The organism is Enterobacter sp. MGH 24 (assembly GCF_000493015.1).
Lineage (GTDB): Bacteria > Pseudomonadota > Gammaproteobacteria > Enterobacterales > Enterobacteriaceae > Enterobacter.
Window position 1 is genome coordinate 2622046 of the sequence record NZ_KI535657.1, and the last position, 15381, is coordinate 2637426.

Here is a 15381-nt window from a genome sequence, read left to right on the forward strand (position 1 = left end):
ATGAATGTCTGTTTTGTGCCAGAAGCGGACAAGTCCATATCTGTATGTTAAATCCTCTAATGCATCAGAAAGTGAATGTTAAACGGATGCGTTCACTTCTGAGTGTCTTAACCACTCATTCACTGATATCGAATAAAGAAGGCTTGGAGGTGCATCTTTAACATCATGAATCTCTTTGACATATTTTAACCCCGACTTCTGGAGCACTTTCTGTGACGCCATATGATTCTCTCGAACAACAGCTGAAATCTCGGTTAATTTAATACTATCAAATCCAAATTTTATCGCGTATAGGGAAAATTCTGTGGCCAGGCCTTTACCCCAAGCCTCTGTAGATAAGCGATATCCAAGATTATTGATAACAATATCGTCATAATTACGAATCCCCAGCCCGCCAAAACCGATAATTTGATCAGGATTAGTAAGAAGTGAAATTGCCCAGTTTCCAAACCCATGAGCTTGCCAATGGTCGAGCCAGCGATTCATAACCATTTGTGAATGACCAATGTCCGGATATGGTCCCGCAGGATTAAACGTGTTCGTAGCGGGATCACCGTAAATTTTGAATAGATCGTTTACATCTGATGAGATTACAGGCCGAAGGTACAATCGATTTGTTTGAATTATCAACTTTATCTCCTAACGAATCATGCCATCAATATGCTTTATTAGATGGATCCTTTTGATTTAAGCACACTTTTACGTGGGAGTAACTGGCGAATACATTGACAGCTATGTCCGCTTCTCGCTCTTAACCGACATTCAACAGACAGCATTGTACTTTGCATAAGGCCGAAATCCCGCTTCTCACCCAGCAGTATTCCGTCCTCCCATCACCCGCCTCAGTGCGCCGTTATATACGGCTCCTTCACAAACTCCGCCAGTAGCCAAACCATATCATACAGCAGCCCAGTGAGTTCTTTCGCCACGCTCACAGGCAACGTCCCGCCCATCACCGCCAGCGTTAACGCGACGGTATAGTCCACCTGCAAAGTCGTCTCCTGCCAGCAGTCTGGCACGCAGGAGGTAACCTTTTCCCCTGCAATCAACTGTTCAACCAGATACGGCGGAAGATCATCATCGCAGCACTCACGCAGCCGCTTCAGCGCAGCCAGCAATCGCTCACAGAGCGTGGTAAACGTCAGCGCGTCGTCAGTTTCCACCAGCACGCTCACATAAGCGGTGCAGGCATCGGCCAGTTCGAAGAGATCCGCAGAATCGGAAATTGAAGTGTTGATGAGGTGATGAACAGCGCTTTCTTCAGAGAGCACGTAAGAAAATTTAGGAGTAGTCGCCATTTAGCATCCTCTTTGTCCAAAAAACGTAATGTAATGCTAACGGGTTCCTATGCCCGGTTACGGATGTGCCGCAACGCAGGCACTTTAAAACCGCGAAGAAGGGAAGAAAAGGGAGTCCCCTGAATTACATAAGGTTGCTTGCAGCTTTGCGAGGCGGCTTCCAGAAGGGCATTGCCGGGTGGCGGTTACGCCTTATCCGGCCTACAAAACCGAACCGTAGGCCCGCGCAAGCGCAGCGCCGCCGGGCACAGTTTGCACCGGGCTTACTCCTTATGCAGACCTTTTCATTTTGAGCAACCCTTCTACTCACGTCTGCGTCGCCAGGGAAGATGCCCCCCGCCGAACCGATGTCTGGCATCGCGAGCAGCCATCCGGGCGTTTAAATGGTTAAAATAAATAATAATAATCATTGCGCAATAAATTTCGCTGTGTCTTAATAGCGTCATCGGTTTGGAATACAGACCTTATGAAAGCAGTTTTAGTAAAGCAGTCCTCAGTTCAGGTGTTATCCATAGATAATCCTTCTTCGTGAGCCTCCTCCTAAGTGCCAAATAAGTAACTCTCGAAATACAGGCCATCATCGCCGCGCTTAAGTGGCTCATAAATTAAGGATTTATCAATGTCTAATAAAATGACTGGTTTAGTAAAATGGTTCAACGCAGATAAAGGTTTTGGCTTTATCACCCCTGACGACGGCAGCAAAGATGTATTCGTACACTTCTCTGCTATTCAGAGCGACAATTTCAAAACGCTTGATGAAGGTCAGAAAGTTTCCTTTACTATTGAGAATGGCGCAAAAGGTCCTGCAGCTGGAAATGTTTCTCCACTGTAACCTGCGCTAAATATCAGTGCGGCGTACGATAGCGATGAAGACAATAGTCCGAGCAGTTAAGCTGTACTGATAAAAAATAAACCCGCACCTTTGCGGGTTTTTTATTTTTAAAGGGTAATGGCACCTGAGTTTTATATGGCAGCCTGCCCATATTCCCTTCACATTCAGCCTCAAAACCTCCAGTGCTCAGGGCATTTCACAGAAATCCCTCACTTCTGATTTTCAACATGCGACCTGACAGCCTCCAGCGTCCTTTTACGGATCCAGCCGCTCCCAGCCCGTATTGCCAGCCAGTAGGCCGCCATTTTGAGTTGAGTACGTTTGTCCGGACAATAGACGAAGGTCTCAGTACAGAGTTCATGTTGACCTGGCGCCAGTTCCGCTACCCGGTAGCGCAGCAACAGTTTTGCGCTGCCCGGCCCGGCGGGTGCCTGAAAAGCAATCGCATCGGGCGCGTTTTCCAGACCGAAATCTGTCCGCCAGAATTGCCCTCTTAAGCCAAAGCAGAGCTCGGATGCTGAGCTGTGCAACAGCGTAAAACTGTGCAGCCCAAAGTTGCCCGTCGAGTTAGCCTGCTGATTGTGCAGAAATTTCTGCGGTAATTGCCGCAAAGACATCAGCCGCCGAATGACGGGGTCTTGCTGGACGTCAAAGTTGGCAATCAACGGCAGAATATTTTCTGGATGGGTAGTGTGAATGACCGCTCGATGTTTTTCATGAAACTGGAACTGGGGAAGAAAAGCGGGAACATCCTGCCACTGAGCAAGCACTTTGCGGGTAACGAATCCGGGGTTCAGCATTTCACGTCCTTGTCATCCTTTGCACTCTGTCAGAGTAACAGATGGCATGCGGCAAACAATTACCAGGAAAACGTAGTTCCGGAGCGTATATCAATAAAACAGCAAAGTCCTGGATCCGACCCCGCGTTGCCTGCAACAACTTTCCAAACTGCACCCGATGCGTTTATGGTGTTGTTTCACCCTCACAGGGCATCAGGTGTCATATATGTCGAATGCAAAGGCCAACAAAGACTGGGTCAGACTGGCGCAACAACCCGGGAAAATAGAGCGCATAGAGGCGTATTTCAGCGGGCATGGCTATGAGCCGCATCGTCACGACACTTATGCCATAGGCCGGACCTTATCCGGGGTGCAGAGTTTTCACTATCGGGGAAGTAAACAACATAGCCTGCCGGGCGGGACAATGGTCCTGCACCCTGACGAAATACATGACGGAGAGGCGGGAACGAATGACGGATTCCAGTATCGGATGCTGTATATCGATCCGGCGTTAATTCAAAAAATCCTGGGCGGAAAGCCTTTGCCGTTTATTCCCGGCGGAATTTCATCCGATCCCCGGCTTTTTGCAGCGACCGAACCGCTGTTAAAAGCGCCGGAAGAATCTTTCGATACGCTGGAAGAAGACGATGCGCTCTACGATCTCGCCCGCACGCTGGCCGTCGTGGGAGGACAACGTTTTCGCCGGAATCGGGCGGATTATCAATCCGCAGAACGCGCGCGCGAATATATACACACTGAATTCATTCACAATATTACGCTGGATACTTTATCCGCCGTCAGTGGCAGAGATCGCTGGAGCCTGAGCCGGGATTTTCGTGCGCTTTATGGAACGAGTCCTTATCGCTATGTGACCATGCGTCGACTTGAATACTGTCGACGTCTGATTCAGGCGGGCCTGTCGCTTGCTGAGGCTGCCGCTGCAGCGGGGTTTTCAGATCAAAGTCACATGACTCGTCAGTTCATCAAAACGTTGGGTATGTCGCCGGGGCGCTGGCAAAAATTCATTAAAGGTCATCCTGCCTGATTTGCACGATCGTTCAAGACCGGCACGCCGGCCTTATTCTATCCTGGACGCTTCTCAACCATAGGAAGTGTTGCAATGTATAGTCCTGTTAATTTAGACAATAAATTTTCTCTCTTCGACGCGCACTGGCAGCCGAAAGTCATCGCTCAGATGAATGACTATCAGTTTAAAATCGTCAAAATATCGGGTGATTTTATATGGCACGCGCACCCTGAAACCGATGAGGCATTCATCGTGGTCGAGGGCGTGTTACGTATTGATTTTCGTGACGGACATGTGCTCGTCAATCCAGGGGAAATGTACGTTGTGCCAAAAGGCGTTGAACATAAAACGTCTGCTGAAACGACGGTAAAAATGATGATGATAGAACCGTGTGGGGTCCTGAATACCGGACACGAAGGCGGGGAGCGCACCGCAGAGAACGACGTCTGGATTTGACGACGGGGGCTATATCGCCGGGTGGCGGCTGCGCCTTACCCGGCCTACAGAAAACCTATAGGCCGCTATGACCCCTCGCTCATCATCGTCAAAAACCGCTTCACCGTCCGCGAGCGTTCAAAGCGTCGCCAGCACAGCGCGATATCGGTATAGAGCTCCGGTGAGCTCAGCGCATGATAGGTCACATTCGGCGGAGAAATGGCCGCCATCGATTTCGGTACCAGCGCGAAGCCGCCGCCCGCGGAAACCATGCTCAGGGACGACGAAAGCTGCGACGACTGCAGCGCGTGCTGCACGTCAATCCCCGCCCGCTCGCAGCAGCCGTGAACCCGTTCGTACAGCCCCGGCGCGACCTCCTGCGGGAACAGCACCACCGGCGTATCCCGAAGCTGCTCTAACGCCAGCGAATCGCACGCCGCCAGCGGATGATCGCGATGCAGCGCCACCACCATCGGCTCCCGGTCGAGGATTTTTAACTCGAATGCCTTGCTGCTCTCGCACGGCAGGCGCACGAAGGCAATATCCAGTTCACCCTCCGCCAGCATCGCCGTCAGCGAGGACATATTGGCTTCCACCTGGTGAACCTGCACCGCCATGTTCTGCACCTGAAACTGGCGAATCAGCGCGAAAATTTTGGGATGAAAAGCGTCGGAGCTGGTGATGCCAATCGACAGATTGCCGTTCAGCCCGCGCGCGATGCCGCGGGCCTTTTCCAGCGCGGCGTCGCTCAGCGCCAGGATCTTACAGGCATCCTCATAGAAGGCTTCTCCCGCCTCGGTCAGCTCCACGCCTCGCGTCAGGCGCCTGAACAGCGGCGTGCCCACTTCCTCTTCGAGCCGTTTGATCTGCTGACTCAGAGGAGGCTGTGAAATACCCAGCGCTTCGGCCGCCCGGGTGAAGTGTCGCTCGCGTGCAACCGCGACAAAATACCGCAGATAACGAAGTTCCATATCTAAAACGTCTCAAACCAGCATGGTTTCTATATTGGAACTCTCTGCTGAATCGGGTCAACATTTATTTAACCTTTCTAAATAAAGTTGAAGAGGACCAGCACGATGATGCATTCATCTGCCTGCGACTGTGAGGCCAGCCTGTGCGAGACCCTGCGCGGGTTCTCCGCCCAGCATCCTGACGGCGTGATCTATCAGACATCGCTAATGAGCGCCCTGCTGAGCGGCGTGTACGAGGGGGAAACCACCATCGCCGATCTTCTGGCACACGGTGATTTTGGTTTGGGCACCTTCAACGAGCTGGACGGCGAAATGATTGCCTTCAGCAGTCAGGTCTACCAGCTGCGCGCTGACGGCAGCGCCCGGGCCGCGAAACCAGAGCAGAAAACGCCGTTCGCGGTAATGACCTGGTTCCAGCCGCAGTATCGCAAAACCTTCGATATGCCGGTCAGCCGCCAGCAGATCCACGACGTCATCGACCAGCAGATCCCCTCCGACAACCTGTTCTGCGCGCTGCGCATCGACGGCAACTTCCGTCACGCCCACACCCGCACGGTACCGCGCCAGAAGCCGCCGTACCGCGCGATGACCGACGTGCTGGACGACCAGCCGGTGTTCCGCTTTAACCAGCGCGAAGGGGTGCTGGTCGGGTTCCGCACGCCGCAGCACATGCAGGGCATCAACGTGGCGGGCTATCACGAGCATTTCATCACCGACGACCGTCAGGGCGGGGGCCATCTGCTCGACTACCAGCTGGAGAGCGGCGTGCTCACCTTCGGTGAAATTCACAAGCTAATGATTGACCTGCCCGCCGACAGCGCGTTCTTACAGGCCAACCTTCACCCCAGCAATCTTGATGCGGCTATCCGCGCCGTCGAAAACTAACAGGAGAACTACCGTGAACAGTGAGAAACAGTCACGTCAGTGGGCGCACGGCGCCGATATGGTTGTCGGCCAGCTGGAAGCGCAGGGCGTGAAGCAGGTGTTCGGGATCCCGGGTGCGAAAATCGACAAGGTCTTTGACTCCCTGCTGGACTCCTCCATCGAGATCGTTCCGGTACGCCACGAGGCCAACGCGGCGTTTATGGCGGCGGCGGTCGGGCGTCTGACCGGCAAGGCCGGGGTGGCGCTGGTCACTTCCGGTCCGGGCTGTTCCAACCTGATCACCGGCATCGCCACCGCCAACAGCGAGGGCGATCCGGTGGTGGCGCTGGGCGGGGCGGTGAAGCGGGCGGATAAAGCCAAGCTGGTGCACCAGAGTATGGACACCGTCGCCATGTTCAGCCCTGTCACTAAATACGCCGTGGAGGTCAGTTCGCCGGACGCGATTGCCGAGGTGGTATCGAACGCGTTTCGCGCCGCCGAGCACGGCAGGCCGGGGGGCGCGTTCGTCAGCCTGCCGCAGGATATTGTTGACCAGCCCGCGACGGGGGCGATTTTACCCGCCAGCGGCCCGGCGCTGATGGGCCCGGCACCTGAATCCGCCATTAACGACGTGGCGAAGCTTATCGAAAAAGCCAAAAACCCGGTCATCTTGCTCGGCCTGATGGCCAGCCAGCCCGCGAACAGCGCCGCGCTGCGCAAGCTGCTGGAGAAAAGCCGCATTCCGGTGACCAGCACCTATCAGGCCGCCGGGGCGGTAAACCAGGAACACTTCACCCGCTTCGCCGGCCGCGTTGGCCTGTTCAATAACCAGGCGGGCGACCGGCTGCTGCATCTGGCGGACCTGATTATCTGCATCGGCTACAGCCCGGTGGAGTACGAGCCGTCCATGTGGAACAGCGGCGACGCCACGCTGGTGCACATTGACGTGCTGCCTGCCTATGAAGAGCGTAACTACGTGCCGGATCTGGAGCTGGTGGGGGACATCGCCGAAACGCTGAACCTGCTCGCTAACCGGATCGATCGTAAGCTCGAGCTGAGCCAGCGGGCCTCCGAAATTCTGGTCGATCGCCAGCATCAGCGGGATCTGCTCGATCGCCGCGGTGCCTCGCTCAACCAGTTTGCCCTGCATCCGCTGCGCATCGTGCGCGCCATGCAGGACATTGTGAATAACGACGTGACGCTCACCGTCGACATGGGCAGCTTCCACATCTGGATCGCCCGCTATCTCTACAGCTTCCGGGCGCGTCAGGTGATGATCTCCAACGGTCAGCAGACCATGGGCGTGGCGCTGCCGTGGGCGATTGGCGCGTGGCTGGTCAACCCGGGGCGCAAAGTGGTCTCGGTCTCAGGGGACGGCGGCTTCCTGCAGTCGAGCATGGAGCTGGAAACCGCGGTGCGCCTCAACGCCAACGTGCTGCACATCATCTGGGTGGATAACGCCTACAACATGGTGGCGATTCAGGAAGAGAAAAAATACCAGCGCCTTTCCGGCGTGGAGTTCGGCCCGGTCGATTTCAAAGCCTATGCCGACGCCTTCGGCGCGAAAGGCTTTGCCGTGGAGAGCGCCGAGGCGCTTGAGCCGACGCTGCGCGCGGCGATGGATGTGGATGGCCCCGCCGTGGTGGCCATTCCCGTCGACTACAGCGATAACCCGCTGCTGATGGGCCAGCTCCATCTCAGCCAGATTTTGTGAATCAATATAAGGACAGAGAAATGCAAAAAGTGGCTCTCGTAACCGGCTCCGGCCAGGGGATTGGCAAAGCGATCGCGCTTCGCCTGGTGAAAGATGGCTTTGCCGTCGCCATCGCCGACTATAACGTTGAGACGGCAAGAGCCGTCGCCGATGAAATCATCCGTAACGGCGGTAACGCCGTCGCCGTGAAGGTGGATGTCTCTGACCGTGAGCAGGTATTTGCCGCGGTGGAGAAGGCCCGCACCGCACTGGGCGGCTTCGACGTGATCGTTAACAACGCCGGGGTTGCGCCGTCTACCCCTATCGAATCCATCACCCCGGAGATTGTCGACAAGGTTTACAACATCAACGTGAAAGGGGTGATCTGGGGCATTCAGGCCGCGATCGACGCGTTTCGCAAAGAGGGACACGGCGGCAAGATCATCAACGCCTGCTCCCAGGCGGGCCACACCGGTAACCCGGAGCTGGCCGTATACAGCTCCAGCAAGTTCGCGGTGCGCGGCTTAACCCAGACCGCCGCGCGGGATCTCGCGCCGCTGGGGATCACCGTTAACGCCTACTGCCCGGGCATTGTGAAAACGCCGATGTGGGCGGAGATCGACCGTCAGGTGTCCGAGGCGGCGGGTAAACCGCTCGGCTACGGGACCGAAACCTTTGCCAAACGCATCACGCTTGGCCGTTTGTCCGAGCCGGAAGACGTGGCCGCCTGCGTTTCTTACCTCGCCGGGCCGGACTCTGACTATATGACCGGCCAGTCGCTCTTAATTGATGGTGGAATGGTGTTTAATTAAATTCTAATAAGCTCTGACATGAGTTTTCCCCTGCACCCGTGCAGGGGCTTTTTTTTGTCTCCTCCGCCATTGTGCATTACACTGCGCGCTGCAAAACTTTAGTCATTACGATCTGACAGGCGGTAACAGCGATGAACGGCACAATCACAACGTGGTTTAAAGATAAAGGCTTTGGATTTATCAAAGATGAAAACGGCGACAACCGCTATTTTCATGTGATTAAGGTCGCGAATCCCGATCTGATTAAGAAAGATGCCGCGGTGACCTTTGAACCAACCACCAACAACAAAGGCCTTTCCGCCTATGCGGTGAAGGTGATCCCGGAAAGCAAACATCTCTTTATTGCGGGCGAGCGCGTGAAGCTCTCCTCCATCAAATCCTTCGTGGTGTTCAACGAAGAAGAACCGGTTGATACCAAAATCGACAAAGAGAACGCGGTGCTGTCGGTGGGGCTGCTGATGAACAGCATTAAGCCGAAATCCGAGAAAAAGCCGGGCGAAATGCGCACGGTGAAGAAGCTGGCGATCACCACCTTCCAGAATACGACGATGATCTTCACCGAAGATGAAATCGACATTGATGCCACGGTGAAGCTGCTGAAGTAACGTTTTGCCGGGTGGCGGCTACGCCTTACCCGGCCTACGAAAAACCATCAACGCGGCACGAAACGTAGGCCCGGTAAGCGCAGCGCCACCGGGCACCGCCGCGCGCACTTACCCCATCCTGTGCTCGCCCCTTAACATTGCCTCGCGGTCAAACACCTTCTGGATCTCCCCGTGCGCCATAAACGCTGCCCGGTCGGACATATGCGCAATCACGTCCGCATCGTGGCTCACCAGCAGATAGGTCATGCCGTGCTCGGCCTTCAGGCGGTTCAAAAGATTGAGAATTTCCGCCTGCACCGACATATCCAGTGCCGAAGTCGGCTCGTCCAGCAGCAGTAGCTGCGGGCGCAGCAGCAGCGCCCGGGCAATCGCCACGCGCTGGCGCTGGCCGCCGGAAAGCTGATGCGGATAACGTTTACCCGCGTCGGCGGAAAGCCCCACCTGCTGCAGCGCATCCGCCATTTTCTCCGCGATCTGCGTCTCGCCGTGGATGCTTAACGGCTCCGACAGCGTGCGCGCAATGGTGTGGTTTGGGTGCAGCGACGCCCACGGATCCTGAAATACCATCTGCACGTTGCGGCGAAGCTCGCCGTCAAAACGCCGTCCTGGCCGTAACGCGTCTCCCAGGATCGAAATGCGGCCGTTCCACTCGCGCTGCAGCCCCGCCAGCACGCGCAGAATAGTCGATTTTCCGCAGCCGGATTCACCGATCAGGCTGAAGGTTTCGCCTTTCTCGATGGCAAAGCTGGCGGCGGACACCGCCGTTTTCTCCCCGAAGCTCACCTGGAGATCCTTAACGTCAACGAGCGTCATTATCGGTCTCCTTCCGCGGCTGCGAACGGTCCAGCGTCGGCAGCATCTGGCCGAAGGTGCTGGCGTTCGGACGGCAGGTCCACAGGGTGCGCGTATACGGGTGCGTCGCCTGCGACAGCCGGTTCGCCGCCATCTCATCGACCTTTTCGCCCTGATACATCACCAGCACGCGGTCGCAGTGTTCCGCCACCAGCGGCAGATCGTGGCTGATGAGCAGCATCGCCATCTGGCGCTCTTCACACTGCTGCACCAGCAGCTCGAGGATCTGGTTGCGCAGGCGGGCGTCCAGCGCGGAGGTGGGTTCGTCGGCAATCAGCACCTGCGGGTTGTTGATCAGCGCCATCGCAATCATCACCCGCTGGCCCATGCCCCCGGAGAGTTCGCCGGGGTAGCGCTGGAGGACATGTTCGTTGAGCCCGACGGCGCGGGTGACGTCGTGAATGCGCGCCAGGCGTTCGGCGCGGGGCAGGCGCTGATGCAGGGTCAGCGCCTCATCAAGCTGGGCGGCGACGTTTCTCGCCGGATTCAGCGCGTAGCGCGGGTCCTGCAGGACCATCGCAATCCCGTTACCGCGCAGCGCCTGCCAGCGGCGGGTGCTCAGGGTCAGCAGGTCGTTGCCGAGCACGGTAAGCCGGTTGGCGCTCACGATGCCGGGCCTACGCACCAGCCCCATCAGGGCGCGGGCGGACATCGACTTGCCCGAGCCGGATTCCCCCACCAGCGCCAGCCGCTCGTCGCCCAGCGTGAAGCTCAGGCTGTTGACCACGCGCGCGGCGGGGTAGTCGATATTCAGCGCATCGACGATAACGCGGTGTTCAGTCATGCTGTGGCTCCAGTACGTCGCGCAGGCCATCGCCCAGCAGGTTAAAGGCCAGGCTGGCAAACAGAATGGCCCCGCCCGGAATGGCGGCAATCCACCACTGGTCGAAAATCACCTGCATGCCGTCGGCAATCATCGCGCCCCATTCGGCCATTGGCGGACGTGCGCCAAGACCGAGAAAGCCGAGACCGGCAGCCGCCAGAATAATCCCCGCCAGATCCAGCGCCAGCCGCACAATCGCGGACGGCAGACACAGGGGCAGAATATGGCCGACCAGCAGGCGCGGGCCGCGAATGCCCATCATCTCGGCGGCGGCGAGGTAGTCGCTGTGGCGCAGACGCTGAATTTCACTCCGCGCCTGCCGCGCGTAGGCGGGCCAGGTAGTTAAGGCCAGCGCCAGCGCGCCGTTGACCAGCCCCGGGCCAAGCATCGCCACAAACGCGAAGGCAAGGATCAGGCGCGGCATCGACATCACCACGTCGGTAAAGCGCATCAGGATGCGCTCCAGCCAGCCGCCGTAGTAGCCCGACAAAATCCCCACCAGCAGCCCGGCGGGCAGGGTGATAACGGTGACTAACGCCACCAGCCCGAGCGCCGGACGGGTGCCGTAAATCAGACGCGAAAGCAGGTCGCGCCCGTAGCTGTCGGTGCCCAGCCAGTGTTGGCTGTTCGGTGCCTGCAGGCGCGCGGCGGCGTCCTGCCAGTTCGGGTCAAGCGGCGCGAGCCACGGCGCGAACAGGGCAATAATTACCAGCAGCGCGATGGCTATCAGTCCGCAAAATGCGGCGGGGGAACGGCGCAGGCGGCGTAAGAAAAGATAAAACGGCATCAGCGCACCCTGGGATCGGTCGCCCGCACGAGCAGGTCGGTAAGGTTATTGATCAGCACAAAACAGATACCAATCAGCAGCGTGCCGCCCATGACGGCGGTGGTGTCTCCGGCGAACAGGGCGGTGGTGAGATAGCGCCCGATGCCCGGCCACGAGAAGACGGTTTCGGTCAGCACCGCGCCTTCCAGCATGCTGGTATAGGCCAGCGCGATCACCGTCAGCAGGGTTCCACGAATGTTCGGCAGAACGTGGCGCAGCAGGATAGTCATCTCCCCGGCGCCCTTGGCGCGGGCGAGCAGGATGTACTCTTTGTTCATCTCGCTCAGGCAGGCGGATCGCGTCAGGCGGGTGATGCTCGCCAGCGAGTAGTACGCCAGCAGCAGCACCGGCAGCACCAGGTGGCTGAGGGCGTTGCGGAACGCCTCGCGATCGCCGGAAAGCCAGGTATCTATGAGCGCAAAGCCGGTGCGCGGCTCGACGGTGAACTGCCAGATATCGTCCAGCCTGCCGGGGCCTGCGCTCCACTGCAGCTTCGCGTAGAACAGGGCCAGCATCAGCAGGCCGAGCCAGAAGATCGGCACCGAGTTGCCGAGCAGGGTGAGCGTTCTGATGGCGAGATCGAGCGGCGAACCGGCGTAGCGGGCGCACAGCACCCCGGCAATCACGCCGAGCACGGCGCCGATGATTAACGCCAGCGTAGCCAGCTCCAGCGTGGCGGGAAAGGCGTGCAGCAGATCCTGCAGCACCGGCTGCCCGGTAGCGCTGGCGGTGCCTAAATCACCGTGGGCAAGGTTTTGCAGGTAGTGCCAGAACTGCACGGGCAGGGGGCGATCCAGCCCAAGCTGGTGGCGAACCTGATCGTAGGTTGACTGGCTGGCGTGATCGCCCACGATCTGCAGCACGCGATCGACCGGTGAAAACGCCGAGAGCGCAAACGTGACGAGCAGCAGCCCGAAGAGCGTGAGCAGCAGGGTCAGCAGCCCCTGGAGCACGCGGGTGGAAAGATGTGGCATGGGAAATCTCTTCATGCCGGGTGGCGGCTTCGCCTTACCCGGCCTACAAAAACCGAGAACGTAGGCCGGGTAAGCGCAGCGCCACCCGGCAACAAGGGCTACTTCGTGACGCGATCGTACCAGACCATATCCGCGTTCAGCCCCTGCTGATACCCCTTCACGTTATCGCGCACCACGATCTGAGTTTTGCCCTGATCGACGAACACGTACGGCGAATTCTGCTGCAGCTGCTCCTGCATCTTCTTGTACAGATCCAGACGCTTGGCCGGATCCGGCTCGGCTACCGCCGCCAGCGTGGCTTTGTTCAGCTCCGGGATTTTCCAGCCGTTAAGCCCCGCTACGGTGCTGGATTTACCGTCGTTCCACGCAAAGGCGCTGGCGTTAGAGTGCGCATCGAAGTAGTCCGGGATCCACAGACGAATCGCCGCCTGGTGCTGCTTCGCGCGCACGCGGGCATAAACCTGGCTCCCGGCGGCAGGCAGCAGATCGACCTTCACGCCCCCCTGCGCAAAGCTCGCCTGCATCGACTGGGCGATGGTGATAAACGGCGGCTTGTTCTCCACGTCCAGCGTGAAGTGCGCGTCTTTGATGCCCGCTTTGGCGAGAATGGCTTTCGCTTTTGCCGGGTCAAACGTAAACGGATTTTCCTCCAGCGCGCCCGGCAGCCCGACCGGCAGGAAGCTCTGGTGAACAAAGTACTGGCCTTTCAGCAGATTTTTGGTGATGCCGTCATAGTCCACCAGCCAGCGCGAGGCTTCCCAGAACGACGGGTTGTTCAGCAGCGGGTTGGCGCTGTTGCCGGTGTTAAACACCAGGTAATTTTGCTCGGCGGACGGAATGCTCAGCACCTTCACGCCCGGCTTGCCGTCCAGGGCGCTTATCTGATCTGCCCCCAGATCGCGCGCCACGTCGGCATCACCCTGCTGGATCAGCAGGCGGCGTGAAGCCGGGTCGGGGACGTTTTTAATGATGATGCTTTTAAGCTTCGGCGCGCCGCCGGGGGCGGAGTCGTTGGCTTCCAGCACGATGGCCTGATGCGGCTGATAGACGCGCATTTTGAACGCGCCGCTGCCCGCCGAGTGCATTTTCAGCCACGCGTTGCCGAAGTCGTTATCCTTCACGTTTGCCGCGACCTGCTTTTCATCGACGATGGAGGCAATCGGCGTGGAGAGAATATTTAGCGCCACCGACGGGCTAACGTCCGCCGTCCAGTGAAGCTGGAGGGTATGGTCATCCACCTTTTTCAGCTGGCTGGTGATGTTGCTCGCGTCCCAGCCCAGCACGTTCAGAATAAAGGCCGGGGATTTGTTCAGCGTTACGGCGCGGGTGTATGAGAAGATCACGTCTTCCGGGCGCAGCGGATTGCCGGAGGCGAATTTGGCATCGGGCTTAAGTTTAATCGTCAGCGTTTTTGCTGCCGCATCGGCGTCCCAGCTTTCTGCCAGAATCGGGGTGATTTTTTCCGGGTTATCGCGGTCCGGCTGCACCAGGCGCTGATACAGGCTCGGCACGGTCTGGATGCTGGAAAGCTCGTTGGCTTCGGCCGGGTCGAGGCTTACGATATCATCAAGCCCCTGGGCAACAACCAGCGTGTTGGGCGGAGTAGCGGCGTGGGCGGCGACTGAGAGCGCAGCCAGCACCAGTAACGGCAACAGTTTTTTCGTCATAGCGATCCCTGAGAAGAATATATTGTGATTGTTTTATGCTCCGCTACGTTAGGGCGACTCTTAAATTCCGCAAAGTCGAAATTCAGCTTTGCTTATGCCTTCCGGGAATATCGCATGCGCTCGGGCTATTAAAATACGCTGCTTTTCGCCCGCTTTTTAACCTGCTATAACAAACTCCTTACCTTTCAGGGAGTCATCGCCGTGCCAGAAATCAATCAACATGGTCAAACCGTTAACGATACCGTGCCTGGCTGGACGGGCGCGCGCGTTTTAACCCGCACGCCGCTGTTCGGCCAGTTCTGCCGTCTGGAGGTGCTGGATGCCGATCGCCACGCGGCCGATCTCTATGAGGCCTACGCGCTGGGCGACGACAGCGACTGGACGTGGCTTGCCAGCACGCAGCCGACGAGCGTGGAAGCCACCGCGCAATGGATCATGGCGAAGGTGCTGGACGATGAGCTGGTGCCGTTTGCCGTGATCGATTTGCGCACCGAAAAAGCGGTGGGGCTGGTGAGCTATATGGCTAACGAGCGGCTGCTGGGGTCGGTCGAAATCGGTCATGTCACCTGGTCGCGCAGGATGAAAGGAACCCGCATCGGCACCGAAACGGTGTGGCTGCTGCTGAAAAATGCGTTTGAGCACGGCTACCGGCGCGTCGAGTGGAAGTGCGATTCCATGAACGTGGCGTCGCGCAGGGCGGCGGAGCGGCTGGGGTTTGTCTGGGAAGGACGCCTGCGCCAGAAGCTGGTGCGCAAAGGGCGCAACCGCGACAGCGATATGCTTTCTATTATTGACGGCGAATGGCCGCAAAGGGACGCGGAGCTGCGCGCCTGGCTGGCGACGGAGAATTTTGACGGGGAAGGGCGGCAGATTAAGCGGTTAGAGGCGTTTCGGTTATAAGTTTTTTATGTAGGGTACAGCAT

General features: G+C 57.8%; 17 protein-coding genes. 8 read left to right on the forward strand and 9 right to left on the reverse strand.

The annotated features are described in order from the left end of the window. Nucleotides 1–78: 78 nt before the first annotated feature. Together L370_RS0121985 and L370_RS09590 are read right to left on the reverse strand one after the other, a co-directional pair. The gene (locus tag L370_RS0121985; protein ID WP_023334813.1) at nucleotides 79–630 is read right to left on the reverse strand and encodes a GNAT family N-acetyltransferase; all 552 of its coding nucleotides are present in this window, start codon (nucleotides 628–630) and stop codon (nucleotides 79–81) included. 212 nt (nucleotides 631–842) lie between these two features. After that, complete coding sequence (locus tag L370_RS09590; protein WP_023334814.1) at nucleotides 843–1298, reverse strand: hypothetical protein; 456 nt, start codon at nucleotides 1296–1298, stop codon at nucleotides 843–845. 619 nt (nucleotides 1299–1917) lie between these two features. Here L370_RS09590 and cspA point away from each other — a divergent pair. Beyond that, a complete protein-coding gene (cspA, locus tag L370_RS09585) occupies nucleotides 1918–2130 on the forward strand; it encodes a transcription antiterminator/RNA stability regulator CspE (protein WP_022647355.1) in 213 nt (70 codons plus the stop codon). Nucleotides 2131–2339: 209 nt separating this feature from the next. On the opposite strand, the gene L370_RS09580 is transcribed toward cspA, so the two are convergent. Continuing rightward, nucleotides 2340–2930 carry a hypothetical protein gene (locus L370_RS09580; protein ID WP_023334815.1) on the reverse strand — a complete coding sequence of 197 codons (591 nt, stop codon included), beginning with the start codon at nucleotides 2928–2930 and terminating at the stop codon, nucleotides 2340–2342. 205 nt (nucleotides 2931–3135) lie between these two features. Between L370_RS09580 and L370_RS09575 the strand changes: the two genes are divergently transcribed. Together L370_RS09575 and L370_RS09570 are read left to right on the forward strand one after the other, a co-directional pair. Then, complete coding sequence (locus L370_RS09575; RefSeq protein WP_023334816.1) at nucleotides 3136–3954, forward strand: AraC family transcriptional regulator; 819 nt, start codon at nucleotides 3136–3138, stop codon at nucleotides 3952–3954. Nucleotides 3955–4029: 75 nt separating this feature from the next. Beyond that, complete coding sequence (locus L370_RS09570) at nucleotides 4030–4392, forward strand: cupin domain-containing protein (protein WP_023334817.1); 363 nt, start codon at nucleotides 4030–4032, stop codon at nucleotides 4390–4392. 65 nt (nucleotides 4393–4457) lie between these two features. On the opposite strand, the gene L370_RS09565 is transcribed toward L370_RS09570, so the two are convergent. Further along, nucleotides 4458–5342: a LysR family transcriptional regulator gene (locus L370_RS09565; protein ID WP_023334818.1), complete on the reverse strand. Its 885-nt coding sequence runs from the start codon at nucleotides 5340–5342 to the stop codon at nucleotides 4458–4460. Between the two features lie 105 nt (nucleotides 5343–5447). Between L370_RS09565 and budA the strand changes: the two genes are divergently transcribed. From budA to L370_RS09545, 4 genes are all read left to right on the forward strand, one after another. Beyond that, the gene (budA, locus tag L370_RS09560; protein WP_023334819.1) at nucleotides 5448–6227 is read left to right on the forward strand and encodes an acetolactate decarboxylase; all 780 of its coding nucleotides are present in this window, start codon (nucleotides 5448–5450) and stop codon (nucleotides 6225–6227) included. Then, nucleotides 6199–7920, forward strand: a complete 1722-nt coding sequence (gene alsS, locus L370_RS09555; RefSeq protein WP_369796129.1) for an acetolactate synthase AlsS — start codon at nucleotides 6199–6201, stop codon at nucleotides 7918–7920. The genes budA and alsS overlap by 29 nt, the downstream gene beginning before the upstream one ends. A gap of 20 nt (nucleotides 7921–7940) precedes the next feature. Next, on the forward strand, nucleotides 7941–8711 hold the full coding sequence (locus L370_RS09550) for a (S)-acetoin forming diacetyl reductase (RefSeq protein WP_023334821.1): 771 nt from the start codon (nucleotides 7941–7943) through the stop codon (nucleotides 8709–8711). A gap of 131 nt (nucleotides 8712–8842) precedes the next feature. Continuing rightward, nucleotides 8843–9316, forward strand: coding sequence for a cold-shock protein (locus tag L370_RS09545; protein WP_023334822.1), 474 nt, complete (start codon nucleotides 8843–8845; stop codon nucleotides 9314–9316). A 108-nt stretch (nucleotides 9317–9424) separates the two neighbouring features. Here L370_RS09545 and L370_RS09540 read toward each other — a convergent pair whose 3' ends face one another. The 5 genes from L370_RS09540 to L370_RS09520 form a co-directional block, all read right to left on the reverse strand. Beyond that, nucleotides 9425–10129 (reverse strand): ABC transporter ATP-binding protein, encoded by a 705-nt coding sequence (locus L370_RS09540; protein WP_023334823.1) that lies wholly within the window; start codon nucleotides 10127–10129, stop codon nucleotides 9425–9427. Further along, nucleotides 10116–10952, reverse strand: coding sequence for an ABC transporter ATP-binding protein (locus L370_RS09535; RefSeq protein WP_023334824.1), 837 nt, complete (start codon nucleotides 10950–10952; stop codon nucleotides 10116–10118). The genes L370_RS09540 and L370_RS09535 overlap by 14 nt, the downstream gene beginning before the upstream one ends. Continuing rightward, the gene (locus L370_RS09530; protein WP_023334825.1) at nucleotides 10945–11778 is read right to left on the reverse strand and encodes an ABC transporter permease; all 834 of its coding nucleotides are present in this window, start codon (nucleotides 11776–11778) and stop codon (nucleotides 10945–10947) included. The genes L370_RS09535 and L370_RS09530 overlap by 8 nt, the downstream gene beginning before the upstream one ends. Then, on the reverse strand, nucleotides 11778–12791 hold the full coding sequence (locus L370_RS09525; protein WP_023334826.1) for an ABC transporter permease: 1014 nt from the start codon (nucleotides 12789–12791) through the stop codon (nucleotides 11778–11780). Before L370_RS09525 ends, L370_RS09530 begins: the two co-directional genes overlap by 1 nt. A gap of 98 nt (nucleotides 12792–12889) precedes the next feature. Further along, the gene (locus L370_RS09520; RefSeq protein WP_023334827.1) at nucleotides 12890–14458 is read right to left on the reverse strand and encodes an ABC transporter substrate-binding protein; all 1569 of its coding nucleotides are present in this window, start codon (nucleotides 14456–14458) and stop codon (nucleotides 12890–12892) included. Nucleotides 14459–14659: 201 nt separating this feature from the next. Here L370_RS09520 and L370_RS09515 point away from each other — a divergent pair, with 201 nt between their 5' ends. Then, nucleotides 14660–15358 carry a GNAT family N-acetyltransferase gene (locus tag L370_RS09515; protein ID WP_023334828.1) on the forward strand — a complete coding sequence of 233 codons (699 nt, stop codon included), beginning with the start codon at nucleotides 14660–14662 and terminating at the stop codon, nucleotides 15356–15358. The last annotated feature ends 23 nt before the right edge of the window (nucleotides 15359–15381 follow it).

What these genes read in the sequence shown, in the direction of transcription:
- L370_RS09590 (WP_023334814.1), bottom strand. Translation starts at nt 1,298, where the DNA reads ATGGCGACTACTCCTAAATTTTCTTACGTGCTCTCTGAAGAAAGCGCT.
- cspA (WP_022647355.1), top strand. Translation starts at nt 1,918, where the DNA reads ATGTCTAATAAAATGACTGGTTTAGTAAAATGGTTCAACGCAGATAAA.
- L370_RS09580 (WP_023334815.1), bottom strand. Translation starts at nt 2,930, where the DNA reads ATGCTGAACCCCGGATTCGTTACCCGCAAAGTGCTTGCTCAGTGGCAG.
- L370_RS09575 (WP_023334816.1), top strand. Translation starts at nt 3,136, where the DNA reads ATGTCGAATGCAAAGGCCAACAAAGACTGGGTCAGACTGGCGCAACAA.
- L370_RS09570 (WP_023334817.1), top strand. Translation starts at nt 4,030, where the DNA reads ATGTATAGTCCTGTTAATTTAGACAATAAATTTTCTCTCTTCGACGCG.
- L370_RS09565 (WP_023334818.1), bottom strand. Translation starts at nt 5,342, where the DNA reads ATGGAACTTCGTTATCTGCGGTATTTTGTCGCGGTTGCACGCGAGCGA.
- budA (WP_023334819.1), top strand. Translation starts at nt 5,448, where the DNA reads ATGATGCATTCATCTGCCTGCGACTGTGAGGCCAGCCTGTGCGAGACC.
- alsS (WP_369796129.1), top strand. Translation starts at nt 6,199, where the DNA reads ATGCGGCTATCCGCGCCGTCGAAAACTAACAGGAGAACTACCGTGAAC.
- L370_RS09550 (WP_023334821.1), top strand. Translation starts at nt 7,941, where the DNA reads ATGCAAAAAGTGGCTCTCGTAACCGGCTCCGGCCAGGGGATTGGCAAA.
- L370_RS09545 (WP_023334822.1), top strand. Translation starts at nt 8,843, where the DNA reads ATGAACGGCACAATCACAACGTGGTTTAAAGATAAAGGCTTTGGATTT.
- L370_RS09540 (WP_023334823.1), bottom strand. Translation starts at nt 10,129, where the DNA reads ATGACGCTCGTTGACGTTAAGGATCTCCAGGTGAGCTTCGGGGAGAAA.
- L370_RS09535 (WP_023334824.1), bottom strand. Translation starts at nt 10,952, where the DNA reads ATGACTGAACACCGCGTTATCGTCGATGCGCTGAATATCGACTACCCC.
- L370_RS09530 (WP_023334825.1), bottom strand. Translation starts at nt 11,778, where the DNA reads ATGCCGTTTTATCTTTTCTTACGCCGCCTGCGCCGTTCCCCCGCCGCA.
- L370_RS09525 (WP_023334826.1), bottom strand. Translation starts at nt 12,791, where the DNA reads ATGCCACATCTTTCCACCCGCGTGCTCCAGGGGCTGCTGACCCTGCTG.
- L370_RS09520 (WP_023334827.1), bottom strand. Translation starts at nt 14,458, where the DNA reads ATGACGAAAAAACTGTTGCCGTTACTGGTGCTGGCTGCGCTCTCAGTC.